The 18,038-nt window shown below is 49.6% G+C and carries 16 protein-coding genes; 4 read left to right on the forward strand and 12 right to left on the reverse strand.

Annotated elements, in window-relative coordinates:
• Window positions 1-12: 12 nt before the first annotated feature.
• The 4 genes from H1R82_RS00895 to lgt form a co-directional block, all read right to left on the reverse strand.
• On the reverse strand, window positions 13-3,579 hold the full coding sequence (locus H1R82_RS00895; protein WP_181731398.1) for an efflux RND transporter permease subunit: 3,567 nt from the start codon (window positions 3,577-3,579) through the stop codon (window positions 13-15).
• A gap of 167 nt (window positions 3,580-3,746) precedes the next feature.
• The gene (locus tag H1R82_RS00900) at window positions 3,747-4,232 is read right to left on the reverse strand and encodes an acyltransferase (RefSeq protein ID WP_181731397.1); all 486 of its coding nucleotides are present in this window, start codon (window positions 4,230-4,232) and stop codon (window positions 3,747-3,749) included.
• Between the two features lie 9 nt (window positions 4,233-4,241).
• Entirely contained in the window at window positions 4,242-4,886 is a 645-nt protein-coding gene (ppaX, locus tag H1R82_RS00905; RefSeq protein WP_181731396.1) for a pyrophosphatase PpaX, read from the reverse strand.
• 23 nt (window positions 4,887-4,909) lie between these two features.
• Window positions 4,910-5,806 (reverse strand): prolipoprotein diacylglyceryl transferase, encoded by an 897-nt coding sequence (gene lgt / locus H1R82_RS00910; protein ID WP_220214980.1) that lies wholly within the window; start codon window positions 5,804-5,806, stop codon window positions 4,910-4,912.
• A 286-nt stretch (window positions 5,807-6,092) separates the two neighbouring features.
• On the opposite strand from lgt, the gene H1R82_RS00915 reads away from it, so the two are divergent.
• Complete coding sequence (locus tag H1R82_RS00915; protein WP_131470896.1) at window positions 6,093-6,296, forward strand: hypothetical protein; 204 nt, start codon at window positions 6,093-6,095, stop codon at window positions 6,294-6,296.
• 39 nt (window positions 6,297-6,335) lie between these two features.
• Here the strand turns inward: H1R82_RS00915 and H1R82_RS00920 are convergent, their stop codons facing one another.
• Window positions 6,336-7,664 (reverse strand): purine/pyrimidine permease, encoded by a 1,329-nt coding sequence (locus H1R82_RS00920; protein ID WP_181731394.1) that lies wholly within the window; start codon window positions 7,662-7,664, stop codon window positions 6,336-6,338.
• 36 nt (window positions 7,665-7,700) lie between these two features.
• A complete protein-coding gene (gene hprK / locus H1R82_RS00925) occupies window positions 7,701-8,636 on the reverse strand; it encodes an HPr(Ser) kinase/phosphatase (RefSeq protein ID WP_181731393.1) in 936 nt (311 codons plus the stop codon).
• A 248-nt stretch (window positions 8,637-8,884) separates the two neighbouring features.
• Between hprK and srtD the strand changes: the two genes are divergently transcribed.
• Window positions 8,885-9,532: a class D sortase, LPxTATN-specific gene (srtD, locus tag H1R82_RS00930; protein WP_181731392.1), complete on the forward strand. Its 648-nt coding sequence runs from the start codon at window positions 8,885-8,887 to the stop codon at window positions 9,530-9,532.
• Window positions 9,498-10,019 (forward strand): DUF84 family protein, encoded by a 522-nt coding sequence (locus tag H1R82_RS00935; protein ID WP_181731391.1) that lies wholly within the window; start codon window positions 9,498-9,500, stop codon window positions 10,017-10,019. Before srtD ends, H1R82_RS00935 begins: the two co-directional genes overlap by 35 nt.
• Window positions 10,020-10,058: 39 nt before the next feature.
• On the opposite strand, the gene H1R82_RS00940 is transcribed toward H1R82_RS00935, so the two are convergent.
• Together H1R82_RS00940 and H1R82_RS00945 are read right to left on the reverse strand one after the other, a co-directional pair.
• Complete coding sequence (locus H1R82_RS00940; protein ID WP_181731390.1) at window positions 10,059-10,394, reverse strand: phage holin family protein; 336 nt, start codon at window positions 10,392-10,394, stop codon at window positions 10,059-10,061.
• 210 nt (window positions 10,395-10,604) lie between these two features.
• Window positions 10,605-11,015 (reverse strand): DUF302 domain-containing protein, encoded by a 411-nt coding sequence (locus tag H1R82_RS00945; RefSeq protein WP_181731389.1) that lies wholly within the window; start codon window positions 11,013-11,015, stop codon window positions 10,605-10,607.
• Between the two features lie 290 nt (window positions 11,016-11,305).
• On the opposite strand from H1R82_RS00945, the gene H1R82_RS00950 reads away from it, so the two are divergent.
• Window positions 11,306-11,536, forward strand: coding sequence for a DUF2553 family protein (locus tag H1R82_RS00950; protein ID WP_181731388.1), 231 nt, complete (start codon window positions 11,306-11,308; stop codon window positions 11,534-11,536).
• Between the two features lie 19 nt (window positions 11,537-11,555).
• Here H1R82_RS00950 and H1R82_RS00955 read toward each other — a convergent pair whose 3' ends face one another.
• The 4 genes from H1R82_RS00955 to H1R82_RS00970 all read right to left on the reverse strand — a co-directional run bounded on the left by H1R82_RS00955 (window position 11,556) and on the right by H1R82_RS00970 (window position 17,982).
• On the reverse strand, window positions 11,556-11,765 hold the full coding sequence (locus H1R82_RS00955) for an alpha/beta-type small acid-soluble spore protein (RefSeq protein WP_181731387.1): 210 nt from the start codon (window positions 11,763-11,765) through the stop codon (window positions 11,556-11,558).
• Between the two features lie 84 nt (window positions 11,766-11,849).
• Window positions 11,850-14,729 (reverse strand): excinuclease ABC subunit UvrA, encoded by a 2,880-nt coding sequence (uvrA, locus tag H1R82_RS00960; protein ID WP_181731386.1) that lies wholly within the window; start codon window positions 14,727-14,729, stop codon window positions 11,850-11,852.
• 3 nt (window positions 14,730-14,732) lie between these two features.
• A complete protein-coding gene (uvrB, locus tag H1R82_RS00965; RefSeq protein ID WP_181731385.1) occupies window positions 14,733-16,712 on the reverse strand; it encodes an excinuclease ABC subunit UvrB in 1,980 nt (659 codons plus the stop codon).
• Window positions 16,713-16,863: 151 nt separating this feature from the next.
• Window positions 16,864-17,982 carry a PDZ domain-containing protein gene (locus tag H1R82_RS00970; RefSeq protein ID WP_181731384.1) on the reverse strand — a complete coding sequence of 373 codons (1,119 nt, stop codon included), beginning with the start codon at window positions 17,980-17,982 and terminating at the stop codon, window positions 16,864-16,866.
• Window positions 17,983-18,038 lie beyond the last annotated feature (56 nt).

Below are 18,038 nucleotides of genomic sequence, written 5' to 3' on the forward strand. Positions count from 1 at the left end.
CGGGGGATTTGGTTATGCTTCCGCCTGCTGACTTCTTTTGGACTGCCTTCTTTCTTGCAATTGGGAGAGGAAAAGATAAACGATCGGAACAATAAACAACGTCAAAAACGTGGACGAGGCAAGCCCTCCGATCACCACAATCGCCAACCCTTGCGACATGGCGGCACCTTCTCCATACCCGAGAGCCAGCGGCAACAAGGCGAAAATCGTGGCAAAAGCCGTCATCAAAATCGGACGCAGACGGGTTTCCCCCGCTTCCAACAACGCATCCACGGTATTGTGCCCGCGTTTTTTCATCTGTTGCACACGATCCACAAAGACGATCGCATTGGTGACCACGATCCCGATCAACATCAATGCCCCGATCAAAGCCGGCGCACTGATCGGCTGACCGGCAATCCACAGACCGAGCAAACCGCCGATGACGGCATACGGAAGAGAGAACAAAATGGTAAAGGGTGCCGTGGCTTCCCCAAATGCAATCAACATGACCACATAAACGGAAAAGACCGCGACAATCATGGCTTTCCCCAGATCGGCAAAGCTTTCATTCATTTGTTCGATATCCCCGCCCAGTTTGACCGAAACGCCTTTCGGGATCGGGGTGCCGTCAATTTGCGCTTGAATGTCTTTGGAAACGGCTCCGGTGTCCTTCACAGTGACATCCCCGGAAATAGTGGCAGCCAACTGCCCGTTCTCTCTTTTGACGGTCACCGGTCCTTCTTCCACTTTGACGGTGGCAATGTCTTTGAGTGGAACCAGTTCACCGGCGGAAGATAAAATCCGGATTTCTTTCACCTTATCCACCGAGTTGACTTCATCTTGTTCCAATCCCAATTTCACTTCTTGCGATTCGTTTCCTTTCTCTATTTCAAAGATTGTATCCGCCTGCAACAAGCCGCGGACACTGGCGGCGACTTGTTGGGCCACCAAGCCTTTTTTGGCGGCTTTGGCATCATCCACTTCAATGGTGACGATTTTCTTCTGTTCACTCAAATTGTTTTCCACATTGGCAAGGCCGTTCACTTTTTGAATTTTTGCCGTCAATTGGTTGGTCAATGTCCGGATCTTGTCCATCGAATCCCCGGTAATCACCACTTCAATGGAGTTGGTAGCGGGATTGATGCTGTTGACTTCACTGACATTCACGACAGCATTCTGATCCACCGCATTCAATTCCTTGCGGACGTTTTCCAAAAAGGTGTCCAGCTCGGTGTCATCCGCCAAGGTGACGAACATGGAAGCGCGGTTGCTGCTGCCCGCCGATCCGTCATTGGCCATCATCTGGCCGCTCATGTTCCCGACCGAACTGCTGATCGTTTTCACTTCCGGGTGCTGTTTCAACTTTTGCTCCATTTGTTCGGCGACTTGATTCGTTTTTTCCAAATTCGTGCCGGAAGGCATCTTCAATTCGATGCTCATCGCTTTTTCTTTATCGGAAGGAAGGAAAATGGTTCCGATCAAAGGAACGAGCGCAAAACTTCCCAGCAACAATAAAGTCGACCCGACCAAAACGATTTTTTTATGATTCAAGGACCAGCGCAACGCTTTTTTGTATTGTTCCGCCAATCGGCTTCTTGTCCGGTCTCTCTTCAACGGCTTTCCGTTTAAGGCCAGCAATTTCGCCAAGACCGGAACAATGGTGACAGCCACCACCAGCGAGCACAAAAGCGATATGGTCACCGTCAGCGCAAAGGGATAAAAGACTTCCCCGATAATCCCTTCAATCATCCCGAGCGGAACAAACACCGCAACCGTCGTCAACGTGGAGGAAGTAATGGCTGAAGCAACCTCTTTGGTCGCCAACCGGATCAATTCAGATGTGCGCTCCACTCCCTTCATCAGGTGGCGGTAAATGTTTTCGATCACGACAATGCTGTCATCGACCACGCGTCCGATGGCCACTGTCATTCCGCCAAGGGTCATGATATTGAGGCTCACATCCGCTTGTTTCAACAAGATCAAGGTTGCAAAAACAGACACCGGAATCGAAACAATCGAAATCAATGTCATGCGCACATTCCGTAAGAACAGAAGAATCACAACCGAAGCAAACAGAGCCCCGAGCAATCCTTCCCGCATCATGGAATGGATGGACATTTTGACACTGTCCGACTGGTCGAACAACTTCATGAATTGAACGTCTTTATTGGTTTTTGCCAGCTGATCCAGTTGCGCATTCACTGCATCCGCCGTTTCCACCACGTTATCATCCGGATTTTTGATGACCTCCACATTGATGGAGGGTTTCCCATTGGTCCGGGTGATCATGGATTGACCTTCTGCTGATTCCGTAATGGTGGCGATGTCCTGAAGTTTGACGGTTTTGATTTCCGGTTCTTTCATTTCCGGTTTTCCGGTACCGGCAGAAGTTTTTCCTTGTGCAGCCGGCATTTTGACCGATTGGCCGTTTCCTTTCGGCACGGCTCCGGAGGATTTGGGCATCTTCGCCAGCATTGCTTGCAATTGTTTGCTCAGCGCCACCAGTTCGGCTTGTTTGGCCTTCAACTGTCCCTGCAACATGGCGATTTGTTGTTGCAGCTCCGGATTTTCAGGATCTTTTTGCAGTTGCTCCATCGCTTTATTTAACTCAATCTGAATCCCGATCATTTCGGCTTGGACTTTTTGGGTATGGGCCTGTACTTTCGCCAACTGCTGGGTTCCTTGGCTGACTTGGCCCAATCCTTGGCTCACCTGTCCCAATCCCTTGCTCATTTGTCCGAGCCCTTCGCTCAATCCTCCGACAGCTTGTCCCAAGCCGCCTACGGCTTGACCCAAGCTCTCCATGGATTGACCGATTTGGTTGAAGGCATCCTGCATGCCTTCCGTCGGATTGGTCGGAACGGTCAACTCAAAATTTTTCAAGTCTTCCACCGAAGTGATCTCTTGGTGAATGCGTACAGGCATATCCACATTACCGGTGTTTAAATCCCCCAGCGGCAAAGACATTTGGGCACTGGCCAAAGCTTGTTGCACTTGTTGCAAAGTGAGGTTATGTTTCTTTAATGCTTCCGGATTCAAACGGATGTATACCGCTTTGGGTCCTTCTCCTTTTACCTGTAATTCACCGACCCCTTCGATCGACTCCAGCTTGGGTTTCACCACATCTTTGACCCATTGCTCCAGTTCAGTGGCATTTTTCTTGTCACTGGTTACCGTGAAGTTAATCATGGGGAAGGTGTTGAATCCAAACCGGTTAAAGGTTGTATCCATCACATCGTCCGGCAAATCCAAACGATCCAGGGCGTCTCTCATTTGTTGCTGCGCCTTGTCCAGATCCGCGTCAAAATCAAATTGGGCAACCACCACGGAAGTGCTGTCTGCCGAGATGGATGTAACCTTGTCCACCCCTTTGACTCCCATGATTTCTCTTTCTATCGGCTTGGTCACCTCTTCGGCGATATCCTCAGGCGATGCCCCCGGATACGGGGTGACTGCGACAATCACCGGAAAGTTGATATCCGGCATGGCTTCCATCTTTAATTGGGTTGCTGTATAAACACCGCCACCGGTTACCAAAATGATCAATATCAACACTGCGGCAACGTTTCGCAGTGAAAAACGGGTCAACCAATTCACCTTGACTCCCCTTTCATATCACCCATGAATAATTAATCTGATTAAATAATAACTTCCCAGCGAATTTAAATATAGTGTATCTCACCGTTGTTCATATAAATTCCAATCTTTCATCCCATGAATGCCAAAAACCGGAATCGGATTCCGGTTTTTGGATCAATGCCTTATTAGTTTGTACTTTTAATCACTCTGGCCGGATTTCCTGCCACAAAAGTGCCGGGGGGCACATCTTTGGTGACCACGGAACCGGCTCCGACCACCGCACGGTCTCCAATCGTCACTCCCGGAAGGATGGTGGAATTGGCGCCAATCATCACATGATCGCCGATATACACATCCCCCAGCCGGTACTCATCAATCAAATACTCATGCGTCAAAATGGTGGTGTTATATCCGATAATCGTATTTTTCCCGATATGGATTTTATCCGGATACAAAATATCCATCATCACCATGAAAGCAACCGCCGTGCATTCCCCGATTTCGATGCCGGTCAGCTTGCGGTAAACCCGCCTTTTCAGCCCCATCCACGGCAAATATCGGGCCATCACGATCACGAGGGTGTTTTTAAACACTTTCCAAAAGGGAACCGTCCGGTATACCTGCCATAATGAATTGGGCCCGCTCACTTTGAATCGTTCCGTCTTGCGCATTTTGTCCGCTTACCCCTTCTCTGTATCCAAAATGCGAAGCAAATCACGCATATCGTGCAAGAAATACGCCGGTTCATACTTCTTCAGCTCTTCCGCATGAAGGCTCCAACCCACCGCTGCCGCATCGACCCCGGCTCGCCGGGCAGCCATCAAATCATAGCGGCTGTCTCCGACCATCAAGGCTTCTTCCGGAACCGCCTTCAACTGTTCCAAAGCCAGAAAAATCATATCCGGAGCCGGTTTTGCCTCGGGAGTGTCCCCGATGCACACGATCGTTTTCATAAACGGGGTCAGCTGAAACAGATCCAATCCTCTTTCCACCACGACCCGGCGTTTATTGGAAACCACCCCCATCACCACACCGGCTTGATCCAACGCTTGCAAAACCTCCCGGACATGGGGAAACGCTTCGGCATATTCATCATGATGCTTGATATTGTAAGCATGGTAGGTTTTCACCATTGCTTCGGCCTGGCCGGGATCAAAACGGCGCATCTGGTCGAGCAAAGGCTCCCCCATGATCTTCAGCACATCGTCCCGGGTGTACTTTCCGGGGCAATGCTGATTGAGCGTATGCATAAAAGAAGCAAGAATCAACGAATTGGTATTGATCAGCGTTCCATCCAGATCAAAAAGGACGACGGAATATTTCACGCTTGTTCCACTCCTTCGGGGATTTAAGCTTTTTTACTTTCATCGGCCTGCTTGGGGACGGCTTTGCTCATGCGCCGCCAAATGATGAGCCCCAGCCCCGACAAGACGCCGATCAGGCTCACCAACTGCGCGATGCGGATGTTCCCCCCGGTTAACATTCCCGGTTCGAACAACAGATGCATCGGGGACCAAAGCACGGCCAGCAGTTGTTCCAAAAAAGCGGGGCCGGAAAACGCAAGGCTGTCCGTCCGGAGGCCTTCAATGAAAAAGCGGCCCAGTGAATACCAGATCAAGTAGGAAAAGAAAATCTCGCCTTGCCGGATGCGAATCTTCCGTAAACCGATCAGTAAAAGGAATCCGGCCAAATTCCAGACCGATTCATACAGAAACGTCGGATGATAATACACACCGTAAATATTCATCTGCTCAATCAACCATCGGGGCAAATGCAAGCTTTCCAAAAAAGCCCGCGACACTTCCCCGCCATGGGCTTCCTGATTGATGAAATTTCCCCAACGCCCGATCGCCTGGCCCAATATGATACTCGGAGCCACAATATCCGCCATTTGCAAAAATGACAATCCATGCTTGCGCACAAATATGTATCCCGCTGTAAAAGCGCCGATCAATCCGCCGTGAATCGCCAGTCCGCCTTTCCAAACGGCAATGATGTCTCCCGGATGCATGGCATAATACTCCCACTCAAAAAGCACATAATAAAGCCGGGCGCCCACGATCGCTGAAGGCAGCACCCAGATCATCATGTCCAACAAAATATCCGGATCCAGCCCTTGGCGCTTTGCTTCCATTGTCGCCAACCACAAACCCAACATGGCTGCCGTCGCCATGATGATCCCGTACCAATGCACTTGGACCGGGCCGATGGAAAAGGCCACGGGATCAATCACCATAAACGTCATTCCCTTCATCCCCCTTCTTTCCCAAGCAGGAATCTCAACGGATCCATCCTTCCATTTTGGACAAATTTGGTCTTCATTGTAACCTAAAAATTTTTGCAAGGGAAATCCCGGCCGGATCAAGCGGTTTCCATCCGAAGCAGGATGGCCTGTCCAAAGCAACGTCATGAAAATTCCGGCGGACTTTCCGTGCAGTATTTTTCAATTTTTTATCGAATTATTTATTATGGACATAAAAAGTCTGATTCATTAAAATAGTATACACAAATCATTGGAGGGATTTATTTTGTTGGCGTTCGATTTACACCGAGAAGAAGCAGAACGTTATGATTGTATGGAATGCGGAAACAGCCAAAGTGTGTATATCATGGGAGATCGCGGATTTTGCTCCACTCCCGGATGTTTGTCCAATGATCCCATCCAGTTTGTGTACCTTCCTCATTGGCGCAAGCCGAAAACTTGTCATGCCGATCGCGAAATCACGCTTGAGTAATAGATCACCACCGGCTGCTCCTGACCGAAGAAGCAGCCTTTATGCGTGGTTTGACACCTTTTTGAATGATTCCTCCCCACGCGGCCTCCAACATTGTTCCAGCACCAGACAGATCAGCATCCCCACCAGCAATCCGTTGCTCATCAGGGACTGAATCACCGGGGGAAAGTTTTGGAACACTTCGGAAGGAAGAAACATCATTCCCACCCCGGCCGACATGGTGATGCCCAAAATCTGAAATCTCCGCGAATCAAGCGCTTCTTTCAACACGCCTTTCAAACCGATGCCGAACATTTGCCCGAACGAAGCCAACAAGACCGCATAAGCCACTGGACCCGGCAATTGTGCAAAAAACGAGATAACGGGCGGAATGCAGGAAATGGCGATAACCCCGAGACAGGCTGCCAGGTAAGGACGTCTTCTCTTCTCGCCGGTCATGCTGACAAATCCGGCGGAAACCGTCAAAGGAACCATCCCGACCGTCGAAAAAAGGGAAGAAGCAAGCGTCGCCACCCCATTGACCGTTCCGGAACGGGACAACAACCCGGATTCCAAACGGTTCTTCCCGGACAACACTTGTTCCATGGCGGACACACTTGCAATCAAATTGGACAAAAGCAACAACACAATCACCAATACGGTTAAAATCATGTTCGGATCAAAAACCGGTGTTCCCCAGGCAAAGACGGACGGAAGGGTGACAAAAGAAGAAAAAGAAACCGGCGCCGCCGCATCATAACCCAGTCCTGCGAAACCGGCCCAACCTGCCGCAATGCCGATTAAGACCGCGTAATTTTTCATCCAGCCTTTTCCCCAAACGGAAAGAACCCACACCAAGACAAAAACCGTCACCGACACGAGCAACAATTTGCCCTCCAACGCGTCACGGCCTTGCCCGATCCCGAACATTCCCTGAAAGAACACACCGCTTAATTGGAGCGACAGCAGCATTAAAAAGGAACCGGTCACCAACGGGGTGAATAAAAACAGGATTTTCGGAAGCAAGCGGAAGGCGGAAATCACGATGATGATGACCCCGGCCATGATCATCGCCCCTTCCAACACGCGTAAGGTCTCCGAAAGACCGGCTTCACCGGCCCCGGCCATGGTTCCCATCACCGTGAACATGCCGAGCCAGATTCCCGCCGGGCCGTCTGCCAAAGGATAACGGTGTCCCAACCATCCCTGCAAAAAAGAAGTCAATCCGATCACAAAAAAAGTCCGCTGCATCAATCCGGCAACTTCTGCAGCAGAGAGATGGTAAAGCTGGCCGATGACAACGGGAAGCGAAAGCGCATTGGCCAACAAGAAGACCACCCATTGTAAAAAGGAAAAACCCTCTTTCATCCATGCATTTATATTTTTCATCAAATTTTTCTTCTCCTCCTCCCGGATTCAACCCGATCAATCAAATTCCTCACTGTCATCAATCGCCGAACCCAATTGCTGGACAAATTGTTGCGCGGCATGATAACCCATTTGCTTCAACCGGTAGTTCATGGCCGCCACTTCAATGATCACCGCCAGGTTTCTCCCCGGGCGCACCGGAATGGTCAACTTGGGAATTTCTGTGTCGATAATGCGGATTTTCTCTTCATCCAAGCCCAATCGGTCATATTGGCGTTCTTCTTTCCATGCTTCCAAGTGAATCGCCAGCGAAATTTTCTTTTTATCGCGCACGGCTCCGGCTCCAAACAGGGTCATGACATTAATGATCCCGAGTCCCCGGATCTCCAGGAGGTAACGGATCAATTCCGGGGCATGTCCGACCAGTGTCCCCTCTTCGGACTGGGTGATTTCCACCGCATCATCGGCAACCAACCGATGGCCGCGCTTCACCAGTTCCAATGCCGTTTCACTTTTGCCGATTCCGCTTGAACCCGTAATCAACACACCGATTCCATACACATCCACCAACACCCCGTGCATCGTGGTGGCCGGGGCCAAGTATTTTTCCAGGTAATTCGTCAATTTGCTGGCAAATTTGGTGGTGGCCAGTGAAGTGCGCAAAATCGGCACCTTTTTCTTCTTGGAAGCCTGGATCAATTCGACCGGCACTTCCAACTGCCGCGTCACGATAAAACAAGGGATTTCCGAATGGCACAACCGCTCCAAACGTTCCTCTCTTTTTTGCCTGGTCAATCCCTCGATAAAGGACAATTCTGTTTTGCCAAGCAACTGCAAACGTTCGACCGGATGATAAGTGAAAAAACCTGCCAACTCCAATCCCGGCCGGTACAAATCCGCGACGGTCACGGCACGGTCCAATTGATCCCAACCATAAATCACTTCCAGGCGAAACTCTTGAATCAGCTTTTCCAATGTAACCTTTTTACTCATCGTCCGTATCTCCTAACATCCAACCGGTCTTTGATTGCCGCTTTGACGGCGGACAGTTTTTATGCTCACGCATGCCATTCCTCTTGCGGCTTGACTTGTTTCATATCCTAAAATACCTTTTTTTCTGTTTCTTTGTCAAAACACAAGGAGAGATTTTCTCTCCCCGGCGTGATACAGGGAATATTTGTCTTCTTGTCGAATAAAAACCATAAACACGGAAATGGAAGCCGGCGAGGAGGAAACGCGTGATGCGCACAGTGGCCTGGCTCCTGATTCTGGCAGGCGGTATTTTCTTTTGTTACAATATGTATCATTGGCAGAAAGAAACATCGGTCGTGGAACAAAATGAACAACTGGCGGCATCCGTTGCCCCCGATTGGCATGTCCAAACCACGATGCCCTCTTTGAAACAGGGAATCCCCGTCCCGCCCCCTCCCGTCCGCCAAGGTGAAAAACTGGGCGAACTGGTGATTCCGAAACTGGGACGGATTCTCCCGATCGTCAAAGGAACAGACCCGGATTCCTTAAAAAAAGGGGTCGGATTGTATCAGGGACATGGCACGGTTTATCCCGGGGACACCGGGCACGTCGTCCTGTCCGGCCACCGGGACACCGTTTTTCGGGATTTGGGCAAACTGAAAATAGGAGACCGGTTATACATAAAATATGGGAACCATCTTTTCACTTATCAAATCCGCAAATCCTGGATCACCCACGCCGATGACCGGACCGTGATCGTTCCCATTTCCCATCCGGTTCTGACCCTGTCAACTTGTTATCCGTTTGATTTCGTGGGAGATGCCCCGGATCGGTACATCATCCGGGCGGAATTGATTCAAATTCAAGAAGGTGAAAACGAAGATGATCATCGCAGTCGGATCGACCAATCCCGCTAAAGTCGGGGCCGTTGAAGAAGCGTGGCAGGAATTTAACCGGACCGGAACGGTTTTATCCGCATCCGTTCCTTCCGGGGTTTCAGACCAGCCTTTTTCCGATGAGGAAACCATCGAAGGGGCCATACACCGTGCCCGCCGCGCCAAAAAAGCCTTGGACGCAGCCATTGGAATTGGCTTGGAAGGCGGAGTAACCGAAACGCCCAATGGTTTGTTTTTATGCAACTGGGGAGCCCTTGTGGATGAAAACAACCGCTTGCGGCTGGCCGGAGGAGCCCGCATTCCGCTTCCGGATTCATTCAGGGCTCCGCTGAATGAGGGAAAGGAATTGGGATGGATCATGGAAGAATATTCCAAACAAAAAGGGGTTCGCCGTGATCAAGGAGCCGTCGGCATTTTCACCAACAACCAGGTAAAACGAAAAGAAATGTTTATCCATGTTTGCAAACTGCTTTTCGGACAATACCAATTTTACAAACATCATTCATAAAAAGGCTTGTGCAAAACACAAGCCTTTTTATGTTGCCGGTTAATCCGTAAACCAACCCAAAATCCAGTTGGCCACGGTCATGATCAACGCCCCCAAAAATGCGGCGACAAATCCTTCCACTTCAAACCCGTCCACAAAGAAGCTGGCCATCCAAAACATGAACGTATTAATCACAAATGAAAACAAGCCCAATGTCAAAATAGTGATGGGCAAAGTCAACACCTTGATGACCGGCCGGACAATCAGATTGATGATACTCAGTGCAATCGACGCGAAAAGCGCGGCTTTCCAGCTTTCCACTTCAATTCCCGTGACCAATTGGGAAGCAAGAAAGACAGCAATGGCGCCCACGATGATTTTTAACAGGATTCTCATAAACATTCCCCTCCTTATTCCATTCATACCCGATTGTACAAAGATATAAAATGCTTTGTGAACAATCAACCCTTTTCTTGAATCTCCCTCTGTCCCGGATGAAGGAGCAGAACTTTACGGAATCCCCTCCACCGCCATGGCTGTCTTTTTTAAAATCGGACCAGGGCTGTCCGGAAAAGCCGGCGTCCCGCTTCCCGCATCACACAAGCCTCAAGATGCCATTTCTTCTCCCGTGCATTGGTTCACCATTTCGACCAGTCTTTTCTCCAGTTGCCCGGCAATCCTTTTCACCCGTTCACTTTCCACTTCTTTGGCCAATTCGCTCGGGCGGAGAACACCGACTCGTACGGTATTTTTTTCTTGATCCCAGTAAACCATGCATTTGGCCGGAAGCAAAAATCCACAGTCGGGATGTTCGGTTAACAGCTGTTTGGTCAAATCGGCGTGGGACAATTCAAGAATGTAATAAGGCTGATTGAACCGGATTCCTTGTTCAAACAATTTGGTGGAAATATCATACTTCCACAATAATCGGAATTTATGCTCGGCGATTTTTTCCTCCAAACGTTTTAGCACCTGCTCCGTCGTAGCCCCTTTCACATCCACGACATATGAATACATCTCTCTCCTCCTCTTTTCAAACCGATCTTCTCTTTTATTGTATCATGATTTCTTTCCCATCTTTAATACACTGTATTCACGATGAATAAAATCATGAAACCAAACGCATTTTTGATCCCCGCATTTGACTAATAATTAATCTCATTTTATAATTATTATAAATTGATATTGACTTTAATATATGGCCGTGCTATTGTAAGAATACAATGAATCAGCCCTTTCCTGCATTCAGGGGTCATGCCACGGGTATACTTATCTTTGGGTTTTTCAGCAAGGAGGGGATGGACGAAATGGATCGCCATCAAAAAATCACATCCGAGGTTGTTGGAAAAATTAAAAATGGCAAAGTGGTCTTATATCATCATGGAAAAACCATCGGCCATATTCCGTTGGACGAAAAGCTTCCTCATTTGGAAGAGGGCTATCAGTTCAAAAACGGAGACATCCATTCTTCACTCATCCCACCATCCCAACCTTCGCCTGACTCGTATGTGAGCGATTGCGATTTGGGATGGTGTTGACATAAAAAAGCAGGGGAAATCATTCCCCTGCTTTTCCTTTTCGCTGTTGCTCCATGACTTGGGAGCCCAGCGCCACAAGACGTTTTGTCATCTCTCCACCTACTGCCCCATTGGCACGGGCTGTGGTGTCAGCCCCCAACTCGACTCCGAATTCTTGAGCGATTTCGTTCTTCATCTGCTCCAATGATTCTCTGGCACCCGGAACGACAAGCCTGTTTCTTCTTGCCATTCGAATCACTCCTTTGTCGTAAGGTGGTGGATGAACGTCTTGCATTATTCAGTTTGTCCGCAATTCCTTGCAATTATTGATTCCTTACTTCGGGGTTGCGGTTTCTTCCCGTTTTGCCAGCAGATTTTCCATGCGTTTTTTGTCTCTTTCCAAAACCGGCGCCAAGAATTGTCCGGTATAAGATCCTTTGCTCTTGGCGACTTCTTCCGGTGTTCCTTTGGCGACGACCGTTCCCCCGCCGCTTCCGCCTTCCGGCCCCAGGTCAATCAGATAGTCGGCCGTTTTAATCACATCCAGATTATGCTCAATGACGACCACCGTATCCCCGTTTTCCACCAGCCGCTCCAACACTTTGAGCAACCGGGCGATATCATCGATGTGAAGACCGGTGGTGGGTTCATCCAGCACATATAACGTCCGCCCTTGACTCCGTTTATACAACTCCGAAGCCAGTTTCACCCGTTGGGCTTCCCCGCCGGACAATTGCGTGGCCGGCTGTCCCAGTTTGATATATCCCAGCCCCACATCATAAAGGGTTTGCAATTTCCGTTGAATCCGGGGAATGTTTTTAAAGAAGTCCAAGGATTCCTCCACCGTCATTTCCAAGACGTCTGAAATGCTTTTTCCTTTATATTTCACTTCCAAGGTTTCCCGGTTATACCGTTTCCCTTTGCATTGCTCACACGGTACGTAGACATCCGGCAGGAAGTGCATTTCAATCTTAATGATTCCGTCCCCGCGGCAGGCTTCGCACCGTCCGCCTTTGACGTTGAAACTGAAACGCCCTTTCTTGTACCCTCTCACCTTGGCTTCCGGCGTGGATGCAAACACTTCGCGGATATCATCAAACACCCCGGTGTACGTTGCGGGATTGGAACGCGGCGTTCTCCCGATCGGAGATTGATCGATGTTAATGATTTTATTCAAATGTTCGGCGCCTTCAATTTTTTTGTGCTTGCCGGGCACCGTTTTGGCTTTGCCCAGACGGCGCGCCAACCCTTTCAACAAAATTTCATTGACCAGTGTACTTTTTCCCGAACCGGAAACACCCGTCACACAGGTGAAAACGCCGAGAGGAAAGGCAACATCGATGTTTTTCAGGTTATTTTCCCGCGCTCCCGACACTTTGATCCATTTGCCGTTCGGCTCTCTCCGCTTCTGCGGCACGGGAATGAAACGGCGGCCGCTCAAGTATTCCCCTGTCAACGATTTCTCATTTTGCATCAATTCCTGCGGCGTGCCGGCAGCAACCACTTTCCCCCCGTGGGCCCCGGCACCGGGACCAATGTCGATGATATAATCGCACGCCAACATCGTATCTTCGTCATGTTCCACCACAATCAAGGTATTCCCCAAATCCCTCATCTCTTTGAGGGTGGCAATCAAACGATTGTTGTCTCTCTGATGGAGCCCGATGCTCGGCTCATCCAGAATATACAAAACCCCCATCAATTTGGACCCGATCTGGGTCGCCAGGCGAATCCGTTGCGCTTCTCCCCCCGACAATGTCCCGGCCGCACGGGACAAACTCAGATAACCGAGTCCCACATTGACCAAAAAACCGAGCCGGCTTTTAATTTCTTTTAACACTTGATAAGCGATTTGGTTTTCCTTGTCCGACAAAGACAGGTTTTGGAAAAATTCCAGCGCCTCTTTGATCGAGAGACGGGTGACCTCATCGATGTTTTTTCCGCCGACGTAGATATGAAGAATCTCCTTTCTCAGGCGGGCCCCCTTGCAAGAAGGGCAAGACTTGGTTGTCATATAGGTTTCCAAATACTCACGCACCATGTCGGAACCGGTTTCTTTGTAACGGCGGTTCAAATGTCCCACCACCCCGTCAAACCGGGCCATGGCTTCCCGTTCAAAACCGCTGTTTCTCACATATCTGAAAGGAAACCGTTCGTCGGAACCGTAAAGGAGAATTTCCTTTTCCTTTTGGCTCAAATCCTGAAACGGCTTATCCATGTCGATTTGGAAATGGTCGCAAGCGGCTTTCAACAGTTGTTCGTAATAATGATTGCCGTTGGAAGAAGACCAAGGCTCGATTGCTCCTTCGTTCAGGGAAAGGGACGGATCGGGAATCACCAGCTGCGGATCGATCACCAACCGGTTTCCCAGTCCGTCACAAGCCGGACACGCGCCGTACGGGCTGTTAAAAGAGAACATGCGCGGAGACAATTCCTCGATGCTGAACCCGCATTCCGGACAAGCCAGCTTGGAGCTGAATAACAGTTCTTCTCCGCCGATCACATCCACCAGCACCTCACCATCACTGATCGCCAGAGCGGTCTCGACAGAATCCGTTAGCCGGGTGTTCACGCCCTGTTTGACAATGATCCGGTCCACCACCACTTCGATGGTATGCTTTTTGTTTTTCTCCAGTTTGATCTCTTCAGACAAATCCCGGAGTTCCCCGTCAATTCGGACACGCACATACCCTTGGCGGCTGATGTCTTTTAAAAGCTTGATATGCTCCCCTTTTCGCCCTTTGACGACCGGTGCCAAAATCTGTATCCGGGAACGCTCCGGCAATTCCATGATCCGATCCACCATTTGCTGAACGGTTTGCGATTGAATCTCGATTCCATGCACCGGACAATACGCATGTCCCACCCGCGCATAAAGCAAGCGCAGGTAATCATAAATTTCGGTCACGGTCCCGACCGTGGAACGGGGATTGCGGCTCGTCGTTTTCTGGTCGATGGAGATCGCCGGGGACAACCCGTCAATTCCATCGACATCCGGCTTGTCCATTTGCCCCAAAAACTGGCGGGCATAAGCCGAAAGCGATTCGACATAACGACGTTGCCCTTCGGCATAAATGGTGTCAAACGCAAGTGAGGACTTTCCGGAACCGCTCAACCCCGTGATGACGACAAACTGATCACGCGGAATCGTCACATCAATGTTTTTCAGATTATGCACCCGTGCACCGCGAACGACAATCTTTTCTTGCGACATGTCTTAAACCTCCGCTTTCAATTCGATAATCAAATCTCGCAATTCGGCAGCACGTTCAAAATTCAACTCTTTGGCGGCTTGTTTCATTTCTTTTTCCAAGTCGCGGATCAACTTGTTCCGTTCAGACTTGCTCATTTTCTTCGTTTGTTTCCCTGTCACATATTCAGCGGTTTGTTCCGCCACTTTGGTCGCTTCAATCACTTCACGCACATCTTTTTTAATCGTTTGGGGGACAATTCCGTGTTTTTTATTGTAGGCCGCTTGAATTTGCCGACGACGCTCCGTTTCATCAATCGCTTTTTTCATGGAGTCGGTGATCTTATCCGCATACATCACCACTTCGCCGCGGGCATTTCGCGCAGCCCGGCCGATGGTTTGGATCAAAGAACGCTCCGAACGCAAAAAGCCTTCCTTGTCGGCATCCAAAATCGCCACCAAGGAAACTTCCGGTAAATCCAATCCTTCCCTTAACAGGTTAATCCCAATCAACACATCAAATTCACCCAAGCGCAGATCACGTAAGATTTTCATCCGTTCAATGGTTTTGATATCCGAATGCAAATAGCGGACTTTGATCCCCATTTCTTTCAGGTAATCCGTCAAATCCTCCGCCATTTTTTTCGTCAGGGTCGTCACCAGCACACGCTCATCCCGTTCGATGCGGTCATGAATCATCCCGATCAGATGGTCAATTTGCCCCTTGATCGGATGGATGTGGATTTTCGGATCCAACAACCCGGTCGGGCGGATGATCTGTTCCACCACTTCCGGCGATTTTTCCAATTCATACGGCCCCGGTGTCGCGGAAACAAACAAGATTTGATTGATTTTCTCTTCAAACTCACTGAACTTCAGCGGCCGGTTGTCTTTGGCCGACGGGAGCCGGAAACCGTGTTCCACCAACATCTCTTTTCGCGCCTGATCCCCGTTGTACATCCCGTGAATTTGCGGAATGGTGACATGGGATTCATCCACAATGATCAAAAAGTCTTTCGGGAAAAAGTCCAACAACGTGTAAGGCGGTTCCCCCGGCTTTTTGCCGACCAAGTGGCGGGAATAGTTCTCGATCCCGGAACAAAATCCGACTTCCCTCATCATTTCCAAGTCATATCGTGTCCTCTGCTCCAAACGTTGCGCTTCCAGCAGTTTTCCTTGCCCCCTCAGTTCCTTGAGGCGTTCTTCCAGCTCCTGTTCAATCCCTTTCAAAGCCCTTTCCATCACATCGGAACGGGTGACATAGTGAGAAGCCGGAAAAATGGCAACATGTTCCCTTTCCCCGATAATTTCTCCCGTCACGACATCAATTTCGCGAATCCGGTCAATCTCATCCCCGAAAAATTCCACCCGGACCGCTTGTTCACTCCGGGAAGCAGGGAAAATCTCCACCACATCGCCCCGCACCCGGAATGTTCCGCGCACAAAATTGATATCGTTTCGTTCATATTGAATATCAACCAACTTTCGCAACACTTCGTTCCGGTCCCTTTCCATTCCCACTCGCAAGGAAAGGACCAGATCCCGGTATTCTGTCGGTGAACCCAAGCCGTAAATACAAGAAACACTTGAGACGATAATCACATCTTCCCGCTCAAACAGAGCGCTGGTTGCCGAGTGGCGTAATTTGTCAATTTCATCGTTGATGGATGCATCTTTTTCTATATAAGTATCCGTTGCCGGAATATAAGCTTCAGGTTGATAATAATCATAATAACTGACAAAATATTCGACGGCATTATGGGGGAAAAATTCCTTCAACTCCCCGCACAACTGCGCCGCCAATGTCTTGTTGTGCGCAATTACCAGCGTGGGTTTGTTGACGCGGGCGATCGTTTGAGCCATGGTAAAAGTTTTCCCTGTCCCCGTGGCTCCCAAAAGGGTTTGGTACTTGTTTCCCCCCTGAATTTGGCGGACCAGTTTCTCAATCGCCTGCGGTTGATCCCCACGCGGTTCAAAATTTGACACCAGTTGGAATTGTTTTGCCATCCGACTCACCTCATTTCCACATGAAAGTATTATAACATACGGACATGCCTGATAAGAACATTCGTTCCGAATCCAAAAAAAGCCTTTCCGGTCTGGAAAGGCTTTTGATATGTTCCCGGTTTGTGCCTGAATCCCGGAGGTACCGGGAAAGTCAGGACGTGGACCGGATGCGGGTTTTTTCGTCCGCCGGAAGGGCCGGAATCACTCCCAGATCAGCCGGGTCATCCTCAAACAATGTTTTCTGGGTGATGTGCAGGTTTTGGTGTTCATCCAACACCGCCAGCTTGCAATGGGTCGCCGTTTCCGCCACCCGGGTCAGCTCTTCCATGCTCCGGACGGGCCGGCCGTTACAGCGCTGGATCACATCGCCGGTTCTTAGTCCCATCGCTTCTGCCGGAGAATCCGGAATCACCGCCAGAACCTTCACCCCTTGATGGTTGGAAACAAAATACGGCGTCGAACGTTTTTCCATCCACTTGGTTCCGAGATAAATCCCTTCATGCCCGAGTACCGCCAAGACCGCCATGATCCACTCCCCTGACTCCCGTCCTTCTGAAAAGGCCAGCCCCAAACTTAAAATCACGGCATACAACAAAATAAAGGTGGAGGTCTGCCTTTTTTGTTTTTTTAACATTCCCGACAGATTCATCCGCGCAAAACTCAAAAAAACCGGAAGCGGAATCCAACCATTTGGACCGCTCAACAGCAAAGGAACCGGCCAGCCTTTTTTCAGCATGAATCCACTCACCTGATTGACTTGAACCGGATAAGCTCCGTTCTCCCCATCCAAGCGTATCAAAACCCATTCCAACCAGTGACTGGAGGCAATCAGCCATAACCAGTCCCGGGCAGGAAAAGCATACACCATTTCGGGAACCGGGAAAGAGCCCAGCCACGTGGTCTCCGTCACCCCATAGTGAACCAGGCACAACATGCCGGCAGAATAAGCAAGACAAGCAAAGCGCAGGCCAAAGGCGGAAAAAAGGAGCGTCAGGCTCCAAACCATGAGCCAGTCCCCGGGTTGAATCTCCCACCGGATCCCGGACAAACACAGGGAACCGGCCAAACCGGCCACCGACGACCAAAAAATTGTCCGAAGCAACAAAGCCAACTTGGGTTCCAACACACTGTGAAACTTTTTGATTTCATACCGCCTGCGTACCCAAACATATACCATGATCATCCCTGTTCCCAGCCAAAAGGCCGGATGAATGAAAATTGAAAACCACTTGGTCAAAAAAGAAAGCGGATCTTCCCAAACGGACCACAATTTGCCTTCCTCCATATCATAAAAAAATACCCCAATGGAAATTATTGGGGTATTTT

Origin of the sequence: Thermoactinomyces intermedius (assembly GCF_013912365.1) — a bacterium.
Classification (GTDB): domain Bacteria; phylum Bacillota; class Bacilli; order Thermoactinomycetales; family Thermoactinomycetaceae; genus Thermoactinomyces; species Thermoactinomyces intermedius.